This is a genomic window from Hydrogenophaga aromaticivorans, assembly GCF_013387465.1.
In the GTDB taxonomy this organism is placed as follows: Bacteria; Pseudomonadota; Gammaproteobacteria; order Burkholderiales; family Burkholderiaceae_C; genus Hydrogenophaga; species Hydrogenophaga aromaticivorans.
On record NZ_VYGV01000006.1, the window covers coordinates 638,318 to 654,709 of the forward strand.

The 16,392-nt window shown below is 64.5% G+C and carries 14 protein-coding genes; 1 reads left to right on the plus strand and 13 read right to left on the minus strand.

Features of this window, described 5'->3' with window-relative positions; all coding sequences use genetic code 11:
- Positions 1–7: 7 nt before the first annotated feature.
- The 5 genes from F3K02_RS07370 to F3K02_RS07390 form a co-directional block, all read right to left on the minus strand.
- Entirely contained in the window at positions 8–847 is an 840-nt protein-coding gene (locus F3K02_RS07370; RefSeq protein ID WP_177134709.1) for an HpcH/HpaI aldolase/citrate lyase family protein, read from the minus strand.
- Positions 844–2,214, minus strand: a complete 1,371-nt coding sequence (locus tag F3K02_RS07375; protein ID WP_177134711.1) for an MmgE/PrpD family protein — start codon at positions 2,212–2,214, stop codon at positions 844–846. The genes F3K02_RS07370 and F3K02_RS07375 overlap by 4 nt, the downstream gene beginning before the upstream one ends.
- 16 nt (positions 2,215–2,230) lie before the next feature.
- Positions 2,231–3,406, minus strand: coding sequence for a CaiB/BaiF CoA transferase family protein (locus F3K02_RS07380; protein WP_177134713.1), 1,176 nt, complete (start codon positions 3,404–3,406; stop codon positions 2,231–2,233).
- Positions 3,407–3,417: 11 nt separating this feature from the next.
- The gene (locus tag F3K02_RS07385; RefSeq protein ID WP_177134714.1) at positions 3,418–4,587 is read right to left on the minus strand and encodes an acyl-CoA dehydrogenase family protein; all 1,170 of its coding nucleotides are present in this window, start codon (positions 4,585–4,587) and stop codon (positions 3,418–3,420) included.
- Between the two features lie 82 nt (positions 4,588–4,669).
- Positions 4,670–5,143 carry a PaaI family thioesterase gene (locus F3K02_RS07390; RefSeq protein ID WP_246309224.1) on the minus strand — a complete coding sequence of 158 codons (474 nt, stop codon included), beginning with the start codon at positions 5,141–5,143 and terminating at the stop codon, positions 4,670–4,672.
- 192 nt (positions 5,144–5,335) lie between these two features.
- On the opposite strand from F3K02_RS07390, the gene F3K02_RS07400 reads away from it, so the two are divergent.
- On the plus strand, positions 5,336–6,265 hold the full coding sequence (locus F3K02_RS07400; protein WP_177134719.1) for a LysR family transcriptional regulator: 930 nt from the start codon (positions 5,336–5,338) through the stop codon (positions 6,263–6,265).
- On the opposite strand, the gene F3K02_RS07405 is transcribed toward F3K02_RS07400, so the two are convergent.
- The 8 genes from F3K02_RS07405 to F3K02_RS07440 all read right to left on the minus strand — a co-directional run bounded on the left by F3K02_RS07405 (position 6,262) and on the right by F3K02_RS07440 (position 16,368).
- The gene (locus tag F3K02_RS07405; protein WP_177134721.1) at positions 6,262–7,047 is read right to left on the minus strand and encodes an enoyl-CoA hydratase-related protein; all 786 of its coding nucleotides are present in this window, start codon (positions 7,045–7,047) and stop codon (positions 6,262–6,264) included. The genes F3K02_RS07400 and F3K02_RS07405 overlap by 4 nt on opposite strands.
- A 34-nt stretch (positions 7,048–7,081) precedes the next feature.
- Entirely contained in the window at positions 7,082–9,064 is a 1,983-nt protein-coding gene (locus F3K02_RS07410) for an acetoacetate--CoA ligase (RefSeq protein ID WP_177134723.1), read from the minus strand.
- The gene (locus tag F3K02_RS07415; protein WP_177134725.1) at positions 9,061–10,284 is read right to left on the minus strand and encodes a CaiB/BaiF CoA transferase family protein; all 1,224 of its coding nucleotides are present in this window, start codon (positions 10,282–10,284) and stop codon (positions 9,061–9,063) included. The genes F3K02_RS07410 and F3K02_RS07415 overlap by 4 nt, the downstream gene beginning before the upstream one ends.
- Positions 10,285–10,298: 14 nt before the next feature.
- Positions 10,299–11,087, minus strand: a complete 789-nt coding sequence (locus F3K02_RS07420; protein WP_056278432.1) for an enoyl-CoA hydratase/isomerase family protein — start codon at positions 11,085–11,087, stop codon at positions 10,299–10,301.
- A 208-nt stretch (positions 11,088–11,295) separates the two neighbouring features.
- A complete protein-coding gene (locus tag F3K02_RS07425) occupies positions 11,296–12,888 on the minus strand; it encodes an AMP-binding protein (RefSeq protein WP_246309226.1) in 1,593 nt (530 codons plus the stop codon).
- Positions 12,889–12,987: 99 nt separating this feature from the next.
- A complete protein-coding gene (locus F3K02_RS07430) occupies positions 12,988–13,926 on the minus strand; it encodes an electron transfer flavoprotein subunit alpha/FixB family protein (protein ID WP_127806087.1) in 939 nt (312 codons plus the stop codon).
- Complete coding sequence (locus F3K02_RS07435; protein WP_008905380.1) at positions 13,926–14,675, minus strand: electron transfer flavoprotein subunit beta/FixA family protein; 750 nt, start codon at positions 14,673–14,675, stop codon at positions 13,926–13,928. The genes F3K02_RS07430 and F3K02_RS07435 overlap by 1 nt, the downstream gene beginning before the upstream one ends.
- Positions 14,676–14,754: 79 nt before the next feature.
- Entirely contained in the window at positions 14,755–16,368 is a 1,614-nt protein-coding gene (locus F3K02_RS07440; protein ID WP_177134730.1) for a long-chain fatty acid--CoA ligase, read from the minus strand.
- Positions 16,369–16,392: the final 24 nt, after the last annotated feature.

Consider the following 16,392-nt stretch of genomic DNA (forward strand, 5'->3'; position numbering starts at 1 on the left):
TAAAAAATCAGGCGCTCAGACCCGCGTCGCGCAGCACGGCGCGCGCGCGCTGCACCACCGGCAGGTCGACCATCTGGCCGTCCACGGCCACGGCGGAACCACCCGCCGTTTCAAATGCTTTGCAGACGCGGCGCGCCCAGTCAAGCCGTTCAGGGCTCGGCGTGAACACCGCCTGGACGGTGGCCAGCTGCTTCGGGTGGATACACAGCTTGGCACCAAAGCCGAGTCGACGTGAGCGTTCGGTGTCGGCCTGCAAGCGTTGCAGGTCGTCGATGGCGGTGCTGACACCATCCACCGGCGCCGCCAGCCCGGCCAGCCGCGAAGCCAGCACCAGTTGGGAGCGGAAGGCCAGCAGCTCGATTTCCGTGCCATCGGGCGCACACTCAATGCCCAGATCCAGCGCCAGATCGACGCTGCCAAAGGCCAGCCGGATCACGCCCGGCACGCGTGCGATGCTGTCCATCTCATGCAGGCCGCGCGCCGACTCGATGATGGGCAGCACGTCCTGGTAGGTGGACTCGACCACGGTGCAAACGGCGTCGATGCCTTCGGCCTTGGGCAGCATGATGGCGGCCACGCCGGGGTGGCGGCACAGTTCCAGGTCATCGTCAAACCAGGGCGTGCCGGCGGCGTTGATGCGCACCACCAGCGGCGCGGCCTCGTCCAGCAGCGCCGCCAGCGCCTCGCGCGCGCGCACTTTGGCCTCGGGGGCCACTGCGTCTTCCAGGTCAACAATCACCGCGTCGGCACCGCTGGCGCGCGCCTTGGCAATGCGCTCGGGCCGGTCGGCGGGCACAAAAAGATAGGCATGCGGCAAAGCCTTTGGGCCAGAGGTATGGGCTGTCATGCGCGTGCCTCCAACCAGCGGTCCATGCGCGGCGCCTCGGCCACCGCCCAGACGCGCGCGATCAGCGCCTGCACCTCGGCAGGCGTAGCCCCCTTGCCGTAGGCTGCCAGGCGCTGCGCCTTGTCTTCGATCTCGGCGCGCGTCAGTGTGTTGCCGGGGTCGCCTTTGGGCTCATCGACCCGCGCGCTCAAGCTGCGGCCATCGCGCGTCGTCACCGTCACCTTGCCGATCCAGCGCTGCGGGTAGGCCTGATCGACCTCGGCGTCGAGCTGCATCGTCACGCGGTCGCGCAAGGCGGCCACGCGCGGCGCGAGGTAATGCGCTTCAAATTCATTCAGCCCGGCAAAGCCGTATTCGGCCGCCAGCGCCAGCACCGTGCCCATCGAGAACTTGGCCTGGTGCACGGTGGCCGGCACGGTGACGCGGCCCAGCACGTCGATGGCGCCCTGGTGCACCTGGGTGGTGACGCTTTCGATGTCGTCGGCTTCCACGCCGTGCGTCTGCATCAGCGTCAGCAGCGCATCGGCGCTGGGGTGGGTGTGGCGGCACGAGGCGTGGTATTTGAACGAGGTTTCGGCCGTGGCCCAGCGCTGGCCCAGGCGGTCGGTCAGGCGCGCCGGGTCGGCGTCGCTCGACATGCCCGAGGCCATGCCCTGCGCCCCTTCCAGAATCTGGCGCGCGCCAGTAAAACCGCTTCGCGCCAGGTAGGCGGAAGCCAGCCCGCTGGACGCCGCATGCGCGGTGTGCAGCTGCTTGGAGTCGGCGGCGTCGCGCAAAAATTCCCACAGCCCGGCGGCTTGGGTGCCTGCGCTACCGAAGGCGTGCAGCATGGTGGCGGCGTCGAGCTTGAGCAGCCGTCCGGCCGCCGCAGCGGCGGCCAGCGTGCCGGCGGTGGCCGTGGTGTGAAAGATGCGGTAGTGCGAGCGGCCCAGGAACTCGCCGACGCGAATGCCGACTTCATAGCCCGCCACCACGGCGGCCAGGAACTCGCGGCCGCTGGCACCGATGTCCTGCGCGATGGCCAGCGCCACCGGGAACACGACGGCCGCGGGATGAAACACCGAGCCGTTGTGAACGTCATCCTGCTCGGCGAAGTGCGAGGCGGCCGCGTTGACCATCGCGGCGAAATGGGGCGAGGTGGTGCGGCGCGAGATCAACACCTCGGCGCGGCCCGAGTCCGGCCCCATGCTGCGGGCGTAAGCCTCGATGGCCTCGACCGGCCGCGCGCCCTTGCCCGCCAAGGCGGAGGCATACCAGTCGAGGAACAGGTCTTCGGTGCGGCGCAGCACCGGGGCGGGAATGGCGTCGAACTGTAAGCCCGCAGCAAAGGCGGCCAGCGTCGCGCTCGGGTTTGTATCCAGGGTCATGGTGTCAAGCTCTCAGTCAGATGGCTTTGTCCGCGCGCAGCCGTGCAATGTCGGTCGCGCCATAGCCGAGTTCGGTCAGGATGGCTTCGGTGTGCTGGCCCAACGCCGGCACCGGCCCCATCGGCGGCGGCTCGCTGCCATTGACGTGGTGCGGCGGGTACAACGCCGGCAGCGCCCCGCCGGGCGAGCCGATCTCGGTCCAGCGTCCGCGCGCCGCGAGTTGCGGGTGCTTCCACAGGTCGGCCATCTCGTTGAGCTGACCGTTGGCGATTTGCGCCGCGTCGAGCCGCTCCACCAGTTGCGCCGCGGTCAAGGTGGCGCAGACGCCTTCGATGATGCCGCCCAGTTTCTCGCGCTGGGCCAGCCGGTTGGCATTGCCCAGGTACTGGGATGTCAGCTCGGGCAATTGCAGCACCTGGTTGCAGAAGGTGGTCCACTCACGGTCATGCTGCACCGCCAGCACCACCTGCTTGCCGTCGCCGCAGGTAAAGGGGCCGTAGGGGTAAATGGCGGCGTGCGAGGCACCGGCACGCGGCGGCGGCGGCTGGCCGTCCAGCGTGTAGTACAGAGGAAAGCCCATCCATTCAGACATGGCTTCGAGCATGGAGATTTCGAGCCGCTGGCCGCGCCCCGTGCGCCCGCGCTGCAGCAAGGCGGCCAGCACGCTGCTGTAGGCGTACATGCCGGCGGCGATATCGGCAATCGACAGGCCGGCCTTGGAGGGCTGTTCGGGCGTGCCCGTGACGGAGACAAAACCGGCCTCGCTCTGGATCAGCAGGTCATAGGCTTTTTTCTCGGTGTAGGGGCCGCCGTCGCCATAGCCGGAGATGTCGCACACCACGATGCGCGGATTGACCGGCGCCAGGCTGGCGTGGTCCAGCCCCATGCGCGCGGCAGCACCGGGCGCCAGGTTTTGCACCAGCACATCTGCCCGCTCGACCAGCTTTTGCAGCACGGCGCGGGCATCGGGATTTTTCAGATCGAGCGCCAGGCTTTCCTTGGAGCGGTTGCACCAGACGAAGTGGGACGCCGAGCCGTGGGCCCGGCTGTCGTAGGCGCGGGCGAAGTCGCCCTCGCCCGGGCGCTCGACCTTGATGACGCGCGCGCCGAGGTCGGCCAGTTGGCGGGTGCAGAACGGCGCGGCAATCGCGTGCTCCAGCGTGACGATCAGCATTCCTTCCAATGGACGCATGGCAATTTCTTTCAGAATGAACGTGGCAGCCCAAGCACGTGTTCGGCCACGTAGCTCAGGATCAGGTTGGTGGAAATGGGGGCGACCTGGTACAGCCGGGTCTCGCGGAACTTGCGCTCCACGTCGTATTCGCAGGCAAAGCCGAAGCCGCCATGGGTTTGCATGCACATATTGGCCGCCTCCCACGAGGCCTTGGCGGCCAGGTACTTGGCCATGTTGGCTTCGGCGCCGCAGGGCTGACCCGCGTCGAACAGGGCGCAGGCCTTGAAGCGCATCAGGTTGGCGGCCTCGGTTTCGATGTAGGCCTCGGCCATCGGAAACTGCACGCCCTGGTTCTGGCCGATCGGGCGGTTGAACACCACGCGCTCGCTGGCGTAGTGCCGCGCCTTGTCCAAAAACCAGTAGGCGTCGCCAATGCATTCGGCGGCAATCAGGGTGCGCTCGGCGTTCAGGCCGTCCAGGATGTACTTGAAACCCTTGCCTTCCTCGCCGATCAGGTTCTCGGCGGGAATCTCCAGGTTGTCGAAAAAGACTTCATTGGTCTCGTGGTTCACCATGTTGGCAATCGGCTGCACCGCCATGCCTTGGCCAATGGCGTCTTTCAGGTTGACGATGAAGATCGACATGCCTTCGGACTTGCGCTTGACCTCGGCCAGCGGCGTGGTGCGGGCCAGCAGGATCATCAGGTCGGAGTGCTGGATGCGCGAGATCCAGACCTTCTGGCCATTGACCACATAGCGGTCGCCCTGCTTGACCGCGGTGGTCTTGATTTTGGTGGTGTCGGTGCCTGTGGTTGGCTCGGTCACGGCCATGGACTGCAGGCGCAGTTCGCCGCTGGCGATTTTGGGCAGGTACAGTTTTTTCTGCGCGTCCGAGCCGTGGCGCAGCAAGGTGCCCATGTTGTACATCTGGCCGTGACAGGCACCGGCGTTGCCGCCAGCAAAGTTGATTTCTTCCATGATCACCGAGGCTTCGGCCAAACCCAGGCCCGAGCCGCCGTACTCAGCCGGTATCAGCGCGGCCAGCCAGCCGGCCTCGGTCAGTGCATTGACAAATTTTTCAGGGTAGCCGCGCTCGTGGTCAACTTTTTGCCAGTAGGCTGAATCGAAACCGGCAAACATGCTGCGCAGGGCTTCGCGCATGTCCTGGTGGGCGTCGTGGGAGGGAATGTGGGTTTTCATTGTGGGACTCAGGGTTGTGGATATTGGTCAAGCAAGCTGCGTTTGAGCACCTTGCCGCTGTGGGTCATCGCTGCACGGCCCATCACGGTTGAACGTATTTGAAGGTGCCCATGGCCTTGGCCACGAGGTCACCGGCCTCATCCTCGACGCGCGCTTCGCAAAAACACACCGAACGCCCGCCACCCACCGCCGTACCGTGGGCCACCAGGCGTCCGCGCCCCGGCTTGATGAAGCTGGTGGACATGTCGATGGTGACCACGGCCCGCTGAAAATCGGATTTGGAGAGCGCGGCGCTGGACATGGCGACATCAAGCATGGTCATGATCACACCACCATGCGTGGCGGCAAAGTTATTGGTCAGTTCGTCACGGGTCTCCAGCACCATCCGGGCCTGCCCCGCCTCGCAGAACTCCCGCCGCATGCCCAGCAGCCCGTTGAAGGGAACCTTGGCGAACAGGGTCGACGTATCAGTCACCGGCAAAATCATGTCAGCGTTCGTCGCACCGCCCCCGGCGCCGACCGCCACCTGGCCTTCCGGCCCTTCTACCCTGTTCATTGCCTCAAATCTCCTGATAGGTCACGCACCGCGTTGTGGCGCAAAAGTGGGAAATCATCGCCGACACCGGGGACATCAACAATCTGCAAATTCAGCACAAAGGATTCCAAATTTCCGAAGACTCAAGGGATGTTTTCCTTAAAGGCTCAATCTGCACCGAAGGCTGCGCCAGTTTTGCATTAGCATGGGGCGATGCAATTTGACCTGACCGACCTGCGGCTTTTTGAGTCGACAGCCGATGAGGGCAACATGACCCGTGCCGCTCAGCGGCAGCACCTGTCGCTGGCAGCGGCCAGCGCCCGCATCAAGTCGCTGGAAGCTCAGTGCGGCTTGAGCCTGTTCTACCGCGAGGCCAGGGGCGTTCGGCTGACGCCGCCCGGTGAAGCTTTTTTGTACCACGCCCGCGGCGTGCTGCGGCAGGCCGAGCTGCTGCGCAGCGACCTGCAGGAGTATGGCGGCGGCCTGCGCGGGCATTTGCGGGTGTTTGCCAACACCACCGCCGTAACGGATTTTCTGCCAGAAATCCTGCCCGGCTTTTTGTCGGCCCACCCCAAAATCAACATCGACCTGCAGGAAAAGCCGAACGCCGAGATTGCGCACGGCGTGCTCGACGGCCGGGCCGACATCGGCATCGTGGCCGGCCGGGTCGATACGCTGGGCCTGCAGGCGATTCTCTTCAGCACCGACCGACTGGTGCTGGCCACCGCAAAAAACCACCGCTTTGCACGCCGCAAAAAAATTGCCTTTGCCGAAACGCTGGACGAAGACGCCGTGGGCATGCAACACGGCAGCACCCTGCAGACCTTTCTGGCGCAGGTCGTGGACAGCCTGGGCAAGCCACTGAAGCTGCGCATCCAGCTCTCCAGCTTTGAAGCGATGTGCCGCATGATCGGCGCCGGCGTCGGCGTCGGCATCGTGCCGGAGTCCGCCGCGCGGCGCAACCAGGCCGACACCGGCATCGCGCTGGTCGAACTGCTGGAGCCCTGGAGCGTACGCGAGCGCTTCATCCTGGTGCGCAAGCGCGACGCCTTGCCGCACTACGCCGAGGCGCTGATTGAAACGCTGTGCGCCCATTACCGGAACGGTGTTATGGATGACCGTGCGCCCACTACCGTGGCTTAGCGGAATTTGCTGAAGTCGGGCTTGCGTTTTTCAAGAAAGGCGCTGGCCCCTTCCTGCTGCTCGCCGGTACTGAAATAGTTGGGTGCCACTTCCTGGATCAGGTCGTTCATGCCCTTGCCCATGATCGGGGCCATGTGGTGGTAGAACGAACGCTTGACGATCTTCAGGCAGGTCGGCGACAGCGACAGCAATTCGTCGCAGTACTTCTGCACCTCCGCGTCGAGATCGGCCATCGGCACCACCGAGTTCGCCAGCCCCCAGTCCAGCGCCTGTTTGGCGCTGTAGCGGCGGCACAACATCCACAGTTCGCGCGCCCGCTTGTGACCCAGCACATTGGCCGAATGCGAGACGATGTAGCCGCCCGCCGGTGAACCAACACGCGGACCGTTCTGGCCGAAGATGGCGTGCTCGGCGGCGATGGTGAAGTCGCAAAAATAGGCAATGTGGTGACCGGCGCCGATGGCGTAGCCGTTGACACGGCAGATCACGGGCTTGGGGCACTCGGCGATCTGGCGGTTGAAGTTGAACTCCAGGTCTTCCAGCCCGCTCTTGCCGCTGCTGTCGCCCTTTTCCCAGTTGACGTCGCCGCCGACGCAGAAGGCACGCTCGCCGGTGCCGGTCAACACGATCACGCCGACCTTCGGATCATTGCCGGCCTGGGCCAACAGTCGCTCCATCTCTTTGATCGTATCGCCGGTGAAGGCGTTGAGCGTCTTGGGCCGGTTGATGGTGATGGTGGCGACAAAGTTCTTGACTTCGTAAATGACTTCCTGATCGCTCATGGTGTTTCCTCGTGAAAAAAGGGTTGGGGGGATATCAGCGGGTCTGCGTGGCATGCACGCGTGCAAATTCCAGAAACCAGTCCAGGCTGGCGGGGTTGGTCAGTGCATCGCGGTTGACCACTTTGTCGATGGGCTGGCCGAGCAGCAGCTTCTTGATCGGCAGTTCGAGCTTCTTGCCGGTGAGCGTGCGCGGCACCTCGGCCACGGCAAACACCGCGTCCGGCACATGGCGCGGCGACGCGGCCGCGCGGATGGCGCTCTGGATGCGCCCGATCAGCGGCGCGTCCAGCGCCACGCCCGGACGCAGCACGACGAACATCGGCATGTAGCTTTCGCGCCCCAGATATTCAAGGTCGACCACCAGGCTGTCGAGCACTTCGGGCAGCGCCTCGACCACGCTGTAGATGTCGCTCGTGCCCATGCGCACGCCGTGGCGGTTGATGGTGGTGTCGCTGCGGCCGTAGATGATGGCGCCGCCGCGCGGTGTGATGCGGATCCAGTCGCCATGCCGCCAGATGCCGGGGTACATGTCGAAATAACTGTCCAGATAGCGCCGGTTGCCGGGGTCGTTCCAGAAGTAGAGGGGCATGGACGGCATGGGCGCGGTGCAGACCAACTCACCCACCTCGTCCACGACCGGCTGGCCCTGCTCGCTGAAGGCCTCGACGCGCGCCCCAAGGCAGCGCCCCTGCATTTCTCCCACGACAACGGGCAGGGTCGGCACGCCGCCGACGAAGGCCCCGGCGAAGTCGGTGCCGCCGGAGATCGGGTTGATCCAGACATCGCGCCCGACATGCTTGGCAATCCACTGGTAGCTTTCCGGGGACAGTGGCGAGCCGGTCGAACCCACGGTGCGCAGCGGCCCCAGCGCGCCCACCTCGCGCGGCTCGACACCGGCTTTCTGGCAGGCCGCATAAAACGCCGCACCGGCACCCAGAAACGTCACGCCGACTTCCCCAGCGAAACGCCACAGCGTGGTGTAGTCGGGCCAGGCCGGGTTGCCGTCGTACAGGCAGGCCGTCGCCCCCACCAGCAAACCGCCCACCTGGCAGTTCCACATGATCCAGCCGGTGGTGGAAAACCAGTGGAAGCGGTCTTCGGGACCGAGGTCGTTGTGCAGGCGCATCAGCTTGACCTGCTCCAGCACAATGCCGCCATGGCCGTGCACGATGGGTTTGGGCAAGCCGGTGGTGCCCGACGAATACACCACCCACAGCGGGTGGTCGAAAGGCAGTGACTCGATGCGCAGTTCAGCCGGGGCGCTGACCACCTCGCTCCAGAGCACGCCACCGCGCAGCGCGTCCGCGCTGGCGCTGCGCTCCAGGCAGGGCAAGAGCACGCAGCGCTCGACGCTTGGCAGCCCGTCGAGCAGCGTGGCCACGGCTTCGCGCCGGTCGAAGCGCTTGCCACCCCAGTGGTAGCCATCGACCGCGATCAACACCTTCGGATCGATCTGCCGGAAACGGTCCAGCACCGTGGGCGCCCCCATGTCGGGCGAGCACACCGACCAGACCGCCCCCACCGAAACCGTGGCCAGAAAAGCCACGATGGTCTGCGGAATATTGGGCAGGTAGGCCACCACGCGGTCGCCCGGCCCCACGCCCGCCGCGCGCAGCCACTGGGCCAGCGCCGCCACCTGGTCTTGCAGCGTGCGCCAGGACATGTCCGCCCGCTCGCCCGCTTCATTGCGGAAGACGATGGCCGGTCTGGCGTCCGTGGCGTGCCGGAACACCTGCCGCGCATAGTTGGTGCGCGCGCCCACAAACCATTGCGCGCCCGGCATCCGGCGATCGCTCAGAACCGGGCCATTCCAGTCGTCGAGCGGCAACTCGAAATACTCGACGATGGCGCGCCAGAAGCCCTCCAGGTCATCCACGGACCATTGCCACAAGGCCTCGTAGTCGGCAAAGCGCAGGCCTTTTTCGCGTTCCAGCCATTGTTGGAAACGGGTCACCTCGGCACCCGCGATGCGATCCGCGCGGGGGGTCCACAAGATGTCGGTGGAAGACGGGCTCATGGCTTCCCTCCTGCTGTGCTTGCCATGGCGGTTTCTTGCAGGCGCACGACCCCGTCGCGCACCAGTTGGGCAATCTCGGGCGCACCGTAGCCCAATTCGCCCAGCACCTGCCCGGTATGCTGCCCCAGCGCAGGAGGCGCCGGCATCTCACCGATCTTGCGCATGCCTGCAGCCAGCTGCGCCGGAAAAGGGATCAGCGGCAGCCCCGGCATCTCGGGGTGCTCCACGAAACGGGCGGCCAGCACCGGATCGGCCATGGCATCGGTCACCGTGTTCACCGGACCACAGGGAATATCGGCGGCCTCGAAGGCGACCACCCAGGCGGCCGCCGCACGGGTGATGAAAATCGCCTCCAGTTCAGCCAGCAGCGCCGGCCGGTTGGCAATGCGCACCGCATTGCGCTGGTAACGCGGATCGTTGAGCCACTCCAGCCGCTCGATGGCGGTGCAAAACCGCTTGAACGCACCCTCGTTCACCACCGACACGCTGAACCAGGCACCGTCGGAGCCTCGAAAGTGACGGCTCGGCACAGCAATCGGCAGGTTCACCGCACGAACCGGCTCGCGCTGCTCAACCGCATATTCACCCACCTTGCTCGCCATGAAATTGAACATGGTGTCCGCCAGTGACAACTCCACGCGCTGCCCCTGGCCGGTCTGCTGCCAATGCATCACTGCGGCCAGCACGCCCAGCGCGCCGCACATGCCGGAGGCCACATCGATGATCGGCAAGCCGATACGAACCGGTGGATTGCCCTCTTCCCCACTGGCGTAGAAGGCCCCCGTCATGCCCTGCACCACGCTGTCGACCGAGGGTCTGAGCCGGTAGTCGCCCTGCTCACCAAAGGCGCTGACCATGTAGTACACCAGCGTCGGGTTGATGCGCCGCACCGCCTCGTAGGTCAGCGCATGAGCCTCGGCAAAGTCGGGGCGAAAATTGTGCACCAGCACCTGGGCTTTTGAAATCAGCCGCTCCAGCACCGCGCGCCCGGCGGGGGTGCGTATGTCCAGCGCGATCGACTCCTTGCCCCGGTTGCAGGTCATGAAAGCGACGCTGGAGTCGCCATAAAACGGCGGGCCGAAATGCCGCCCCTCCTCGCCGGTCATGGCTTCGACCTTGATGACGCGGGCGCCCAGGTCGGCCAGCACCATGGCCGCGTAAGGCCCGGCTATCAAGCGAGACAGATCGACGACGGTGATGCCACTCAGAATACCTTGCACGGCAACGCCCTTTTCTACTTGCTGGCGCGTGAGCGGGTGCGGAAGGCCGCAATGCCGGCGCGATGCTCGGGCGTGTCTTCGAGCACCGCCATGTGCGAGGACACCATGTCCAGGTGTGTGGCGAGCGCCATGGTCTGGCTTTGGTAGACGGCGCGGCGAAAGAAGCGCACCGCCTGCTGCGGCTTGGCGGCAATGGTGCGCGCCATATCGTAGGTGGCGGTCATCAGTTCGGCATCGGGCACCACGCGATTGACCATGCCAATGCGTTCGGCCTCTTCCGCCCCCACCACGCGACCGGTCCAGAACAGCTCGAGCGCGCGCGCCGTGCCTATCAGTCGCGGCAAGTACCAGGCACCGGCATCACCGGCCATCAGTCCGATGTTGATATAACTCTCGGCCAGCGTGGCCGAGCTGGCCATCAAGCGGATATCGCACATCAAGGCCATGTCGCAGCCAGCGCCTCGCGCAGCGCCGTTGACAGCGGCAATGACCGGTTTTTCCATCCGCTCCAGCGTGAGCGCAATGCGATGCACGTGGCGGTACAGAAAATCCTTGCGTCCCATGCTGTCCATTTCACTGAACTTAGCCATTTCCTCGAAGTCGCCACCCGCACAGAAGGCGCGTCCGGCACCGGTGACCACGATCACCTTGACTCGCTCATCAGCTTCGGCCTGCTCAAGTGCTGCGCGCCAAGCATCCACCATCTCAAGATCGAAGGCATTGAGCTGATCGGGCCGGTTGAGGGTCAGGGTCGCAATGCCGTCGGCATCAACCGCAAGCAAGATGGCAGGAACGACGGACATGGAAAACCTTTCTGACGGTGGGATGAACAAGGATCAAGGATCAAGGGCGACTGTCCGCGCCTGCCGGAAACCGGCTGGTTTCGATAAACGTCATGCGAACATATTGATAGAACGGTGGTTAGTTAGGACCGCAAGCCGAAGCACGCCTTGCAAGCAGCCTGGTCACAGGCGCGGGCGTGTGTTGCACACCCCATGACCTTCCCGACACCTATCGTTCAATGTCTTCGTACAGGGCGCGATAGCTGTCACGCAGCGGATGCTTTTGAATCTTGCCGGTGGAGGTCATCGGCAAGGCATCGACGATGCGGATCGCCTTGGGCACCTCAAAGCCACCGAGATGCTCCTTGCAGTGGTTGATCAACCCGGCCTCGTCGGCCTGCGCCCCTGGCTTGAGCACCACGAAGGCGGTGACCGCCTCGATCCAGCGCGGGTGCGGCAAACCTACCGCCGCCACATTGGCCACCGCCGGGTGGCGCAGCAACGTGGCCTCGACCTTGATGGACGGCACGTTTTCGCCGCCGGTCTTGATCATGTCCTTCTTGCGGTCCCTGAACATCATCTGGCCATCGACCCACATGCCGAGGTCACCGGTGTGGTGCCAGCCGAAAGCGCGTGCCTCGGCGGTGGCTTCGGGATTTTTGTAGTAGCCCTCCATCACGTTCGGACCGCGGTGCACGATCTCGCCGACCTCGCCGGGGCCGAGCAGCTGGCCCGCGTCGTCCATCACCGCCGTGTCGTTGATCAATGCACTGACGCCCCAGTAGGAACCAAAGCGTTTAAGCTGCTCTTCCGGCCGGAAGGCCATGGTGAGCGGGTACATCTCGGTCTGACCGGTGGCCAATGAGTAATTCGGGCAGAACTCGGCGATCAGGCGGCGCAGCAGGGTCTCGGCCATGGGCGCCATGGCGTACACGCACATGCGCAGGCTCGACAGGTCTCGCCCCGGGCGCGAGGGATGATCGAGCATGGCCTGGTGCATCAGCGGCAAGCCCACCAGCAAGGTCACCCGTTCACGCTCGATGGCGTCGAGCATGGCGGCGGGTTCGAAAGCGCGCATCACAATCACCGTGCCGCCGCCCGCCAGCACACCGCACATCAGCGTGTGCTGGGCGCAATGAAAGAGGGGCAGCACGGCAATGTTCACGGCATCGCGCCACACCCCCAACTCAAGCGCGTTGTTCATCGCTGCCATCACCACCGACAAATGGCTTTGCATCACCCCCTTAGGGCGGCCGGTGGTTCCGCTGGTGTACATGATCTGGGCTACGTCGCGGTCATGAATTTCAACCTCGGACTCAGTGGCAGACTGCGCAGCAATCGCTGCAGCGAAGCTGCTGAAAGCCCCAGCCCCCTCGCCTTCCAGCACCCATCCGCGACCGGGCTGCGCCTCGATGGCTGCACGCAACTCCGGGCGCACCAGCAGAGCGGCATCCACCAGCAGGAAGCGCGCCTCAGAGTGGTCGATGATGTAGCGAACGTCATCCAGCCCCAGGCCGGTGTTGATCGGCACCCAGATCAGGCCGGCGCGATGGATGCCGAACATGGCCACCAGGAACTCAAGCGAGTTATTGCATAGCGTGGTCACGCGGTCACCTCGCACCAAGCCAGCGGCCAGCAAGGCATTGGCGCAGCGGGTCACGCGCTCATCGAGCTCACCGTAGCTCATGCGCTGATCGCCGAGCACGAACGCCGTCTTGGCGCGGTCTCGAGCTGCCGAGCGGCGCAGGAAGTCGCCGATGGCCACGCGGGCAATTGCGCCAGGGGATGGCACACCAGCGATGACGGAGGTTGATGGGTTCATGATCGATGTCTCCTGCATTTTGAATTGTTTGACCGGTGCCGCCGACCATCCTGCCAGGAACAAGCCTGGCCTCTGCTTTACCTCGGCATCCGCTGCGACCTATAACGCAGTCACCAATTCGGGCACCGCTGTGAACAGATCCGCCACCAGCCCATAGTCGGCCACCTGGAAGATCGGCGCTTCGGCGTCCTTGTTGATCGCAACGATCACCTTGCTGTCCTTCATGCCGGCCAGGTGTTGGATGGCGCCCGAGATGCCGACCGCCACGTACAACTGGGGTGCCACGATCTTGCCGGTCTGGCCGACCTGGTAGTCGTTGGGCGCGTAGCCGGCGTCGACGGCGGCGCGCGAGGCGCCGATCGCCGCGCCAAGCTTGTCGGCCAGCGGCTCCAGCACGGCGTGAAACTTGTCGGCCGCGCCCAGTCCGCGTCCGCCCGATACGATGACCGTTGCAGCGGCGAGTTCCGGGCGCTCCAGCTTCACCACCTCACGCCCGACCAGGGTGGTCAAGCCGAGATCGCCAGCCGCGTCCAGCGTCTCGACCGCTGCCGTGCCGCCCGAACCGACCGGGTCGAAGGCGGTGGTGCGAATGCTCAGCACCTTGATGGCATCCTTTGATTGCACGCGGGCCAGCGCGTTGCCGGCATAGAACGGGCGCAGGAAGGTGTCGGGCGACTCGATCGCGATCACGTCCGACACCTGGGAGGCGTCCAGCAAGGCCGCCACGCGCGGCAGCACGTTCTTGCCAAAGGCCGTCGCCGGTGCCAGCACATGGGTGTAGCCCGCATCGGCGCGCACGCGTGAGCGCACCAGCTCGGCCAGGCTCTCGGCCATATGGGCCTCGTAGTGCGCCGCGTCGGCGTGCAGCACCTTGGTGACACCCGCGACCGCCGCCGCAGCGTGGGCAACGGCCGCACAGTTGCTGCCCGCCACCAGCACATGGATGTCGCCGCCGATGCGCGTGGCCGCGGCAATCGTGTTCAGCGTGGCCGCTTTGAGTACGGCGTTGTCGTGTTCCGCAATGATCAGGGTTGTCATCAGATCACCTTCGCTTCTTCTTTGAGTCGTTTGACGAGTTCGGCCGTGTCGGCCACCTTGATGCCGGCCTTGCGGGTCGGCGGCTCGCTGACGTGCAGGGTCACGGTGCGCGGCGCGATGTCGATGCCGAGCTCGGCCGCCTTGATCACCTCCATCGGCTTTTTCTTGGCCTTCATGATGTTGGGCAGCGTGATGAAGCGCGGCTCGTTCAGGCGCAGGTCGGTCGTGATCACGGCCGGCAGCTTCATGGCCAGGGTTTCCAGGCCGCCGTCGATCTCGCGCGTGATGGTGGCGGTGTCGCCGCCGATCTGCACCTTGGAGGCGAAGCTGGCTTGGGCCCAGCCCATCAGCGCGCCAAACATTTGGCCAGTCTGGCCAGCGTCGTCATCAATCGCCTGCTTGCCGAAGATGGCGAACTGAACGCCCTCTTTTTGGGCCACATGCTGCATCAGCTTGGCCACCGCGAGCGGTTCGAGCGCGGCGTCGGTTTCAACCAGCACGGCGCGATCGGCGCCGATGGCCATCGCGCTGCGCAGCGTCTCCTGGCAAGCGGTCGGGCCACAGGACACGACGATCACTTCAGAAGCGACACCGGCCTCCCTGAGGCGCACCGCCTCTTCGCAGGCGATCTCGTCGAACGGGTTCATGGACAATTTCTGGTTCGCGAGATCGACTCCCGAACCGTCGGATTTGACGCGGGCCTTGACGTTGTAGTCCAGCACCCGCTTGACAGCGACCAATATCTTCACTTTAACTCCATAGGGTTAAAAAATAAACAATTCAAAACCGGCAAGAACGCAGCCCGAAGCCGGCCCCTTCAATCCCGGCTCACTCCCACTTCCAGTCCTTGTACATCTCCCGCAGCTTGGTCTTGAGGAACTTGCCGGTCGAAGTACGCGGGATTTCATTCACGAAAGCGAAACCTTCGGGCAACTGCCACTTGGCGAACGTCTTGGCCAGATGATCGCGAATCTCTTCCCCAGTGGCACTCATGCCAGGGCGCAACACCACCACCGCCAGCGGCCGCTCGGCCCAGCGCGGGTGCGGCACCGCGATCACAGATGCCTCCAGCACCGCCGGATGCCCCATCACGGCGTTTTCCAGATCGACCGAACTAATCCATTCGCCGCCCGACTTGATCAAATCCTTGGTGCGATCGGTCAACTGCAGAAAACCCTCGGAGTCGATGCAGCCGACATCACCTGTGCGCAGCCAGCCATCGGCAGTAAAGCTGCTTTCGTTGATGGGCAGATCGTGATAGGAGCCGGTAATCCATGGCCCACGCACCTGAATCTCGCCGACCGACCGCCCATCCCACGGTACTTCACCGTTGTCGCCGACCAGCCGAATCTCAACCAATGGCGCGGCCATGCCCTGCTTGATACGGAAGGCATATTGCTCTTCCTTGGGCAGTGCCCGCATGGAAGGTTTGAGCGAGGACACGGTACCCAGCGGCGAAGTCTCGGTCATGCCCCAAGCAGTGCCGACTTCAAGACCAAACTCATCGAAACCACGGAACAAGGATTCGGGCGCCGCAGAGCCGCCCACCATCATGCGCATGCCAGGCACCAGGTCGTACTTGCCCGGGTTTGCGCGCAGCGTCTGCAGCAGCGACAACCAGATAGTGGGCACACCACCGGTGACGGTGACCCGCTCGCGCTGGTACAAGTCGAGCAGCGATTCTGAGTCGAGGTGCGGGCCGGGAAACACCTGCTTGGCACCGACGAAAGTTGAGACGAATGGCAAACCCCATGCGTTGGCGTGGAACATTGGCACCACCGGCAGCACTGTGTCAGTACCCGACACGTTGATCCCCCCTGGCAGTGCCGCCACGAGCGTGTGCAGCACGGTGGAGCGGTGCGAATAGACGACACCCTTGGGGCTGCCCGTGGTGCCCGAGGTGTAGCACATGCCGCAGGGCGCGTTTTCATCGACTTCAACACATTTGAAGTCATCAGTCGCTCCACCGATGAAGCCTTCATAGTCCTCGTACCCCCGCGGCACCGGCTTGCCTGTCAGCGGCACCACAATGATGCGCTCGAAGTTGACATCCTTGGCGAACTGCGCCAGCAACGGCAGCAAAACATCGTCGACGATCAGGAAACGGTCCTTGGCGTGGTTGACGATGAACGCAATGTCGTGCGGGAACAGGCGCAAGTTGAGGTTATGCATCACCGCGCCGGCCGCCGGAATGCCGAAGTAGCACTCGAGGTGGGCGTAATGGTTCCACATCAGGGTTGCGACCCGGTCACCGGGCTGGATGCCGGCCTTGACCAGCGCCTCGGCCAGACCCTTGGCCCGACGGTGGAAGTCGGCGTAGGTATGGCGATGCAGGGACTTGTCGGGCATCCTCGATACGATCTCCACCTTCGGGTGGTACAGCTTGGCCCGCTCCAGGAAATGATTGAGCGAGAGCGGCACTTGCATCATGGTCGATTTCATAGCTGCTTTTCTCCTGTTTAGCTT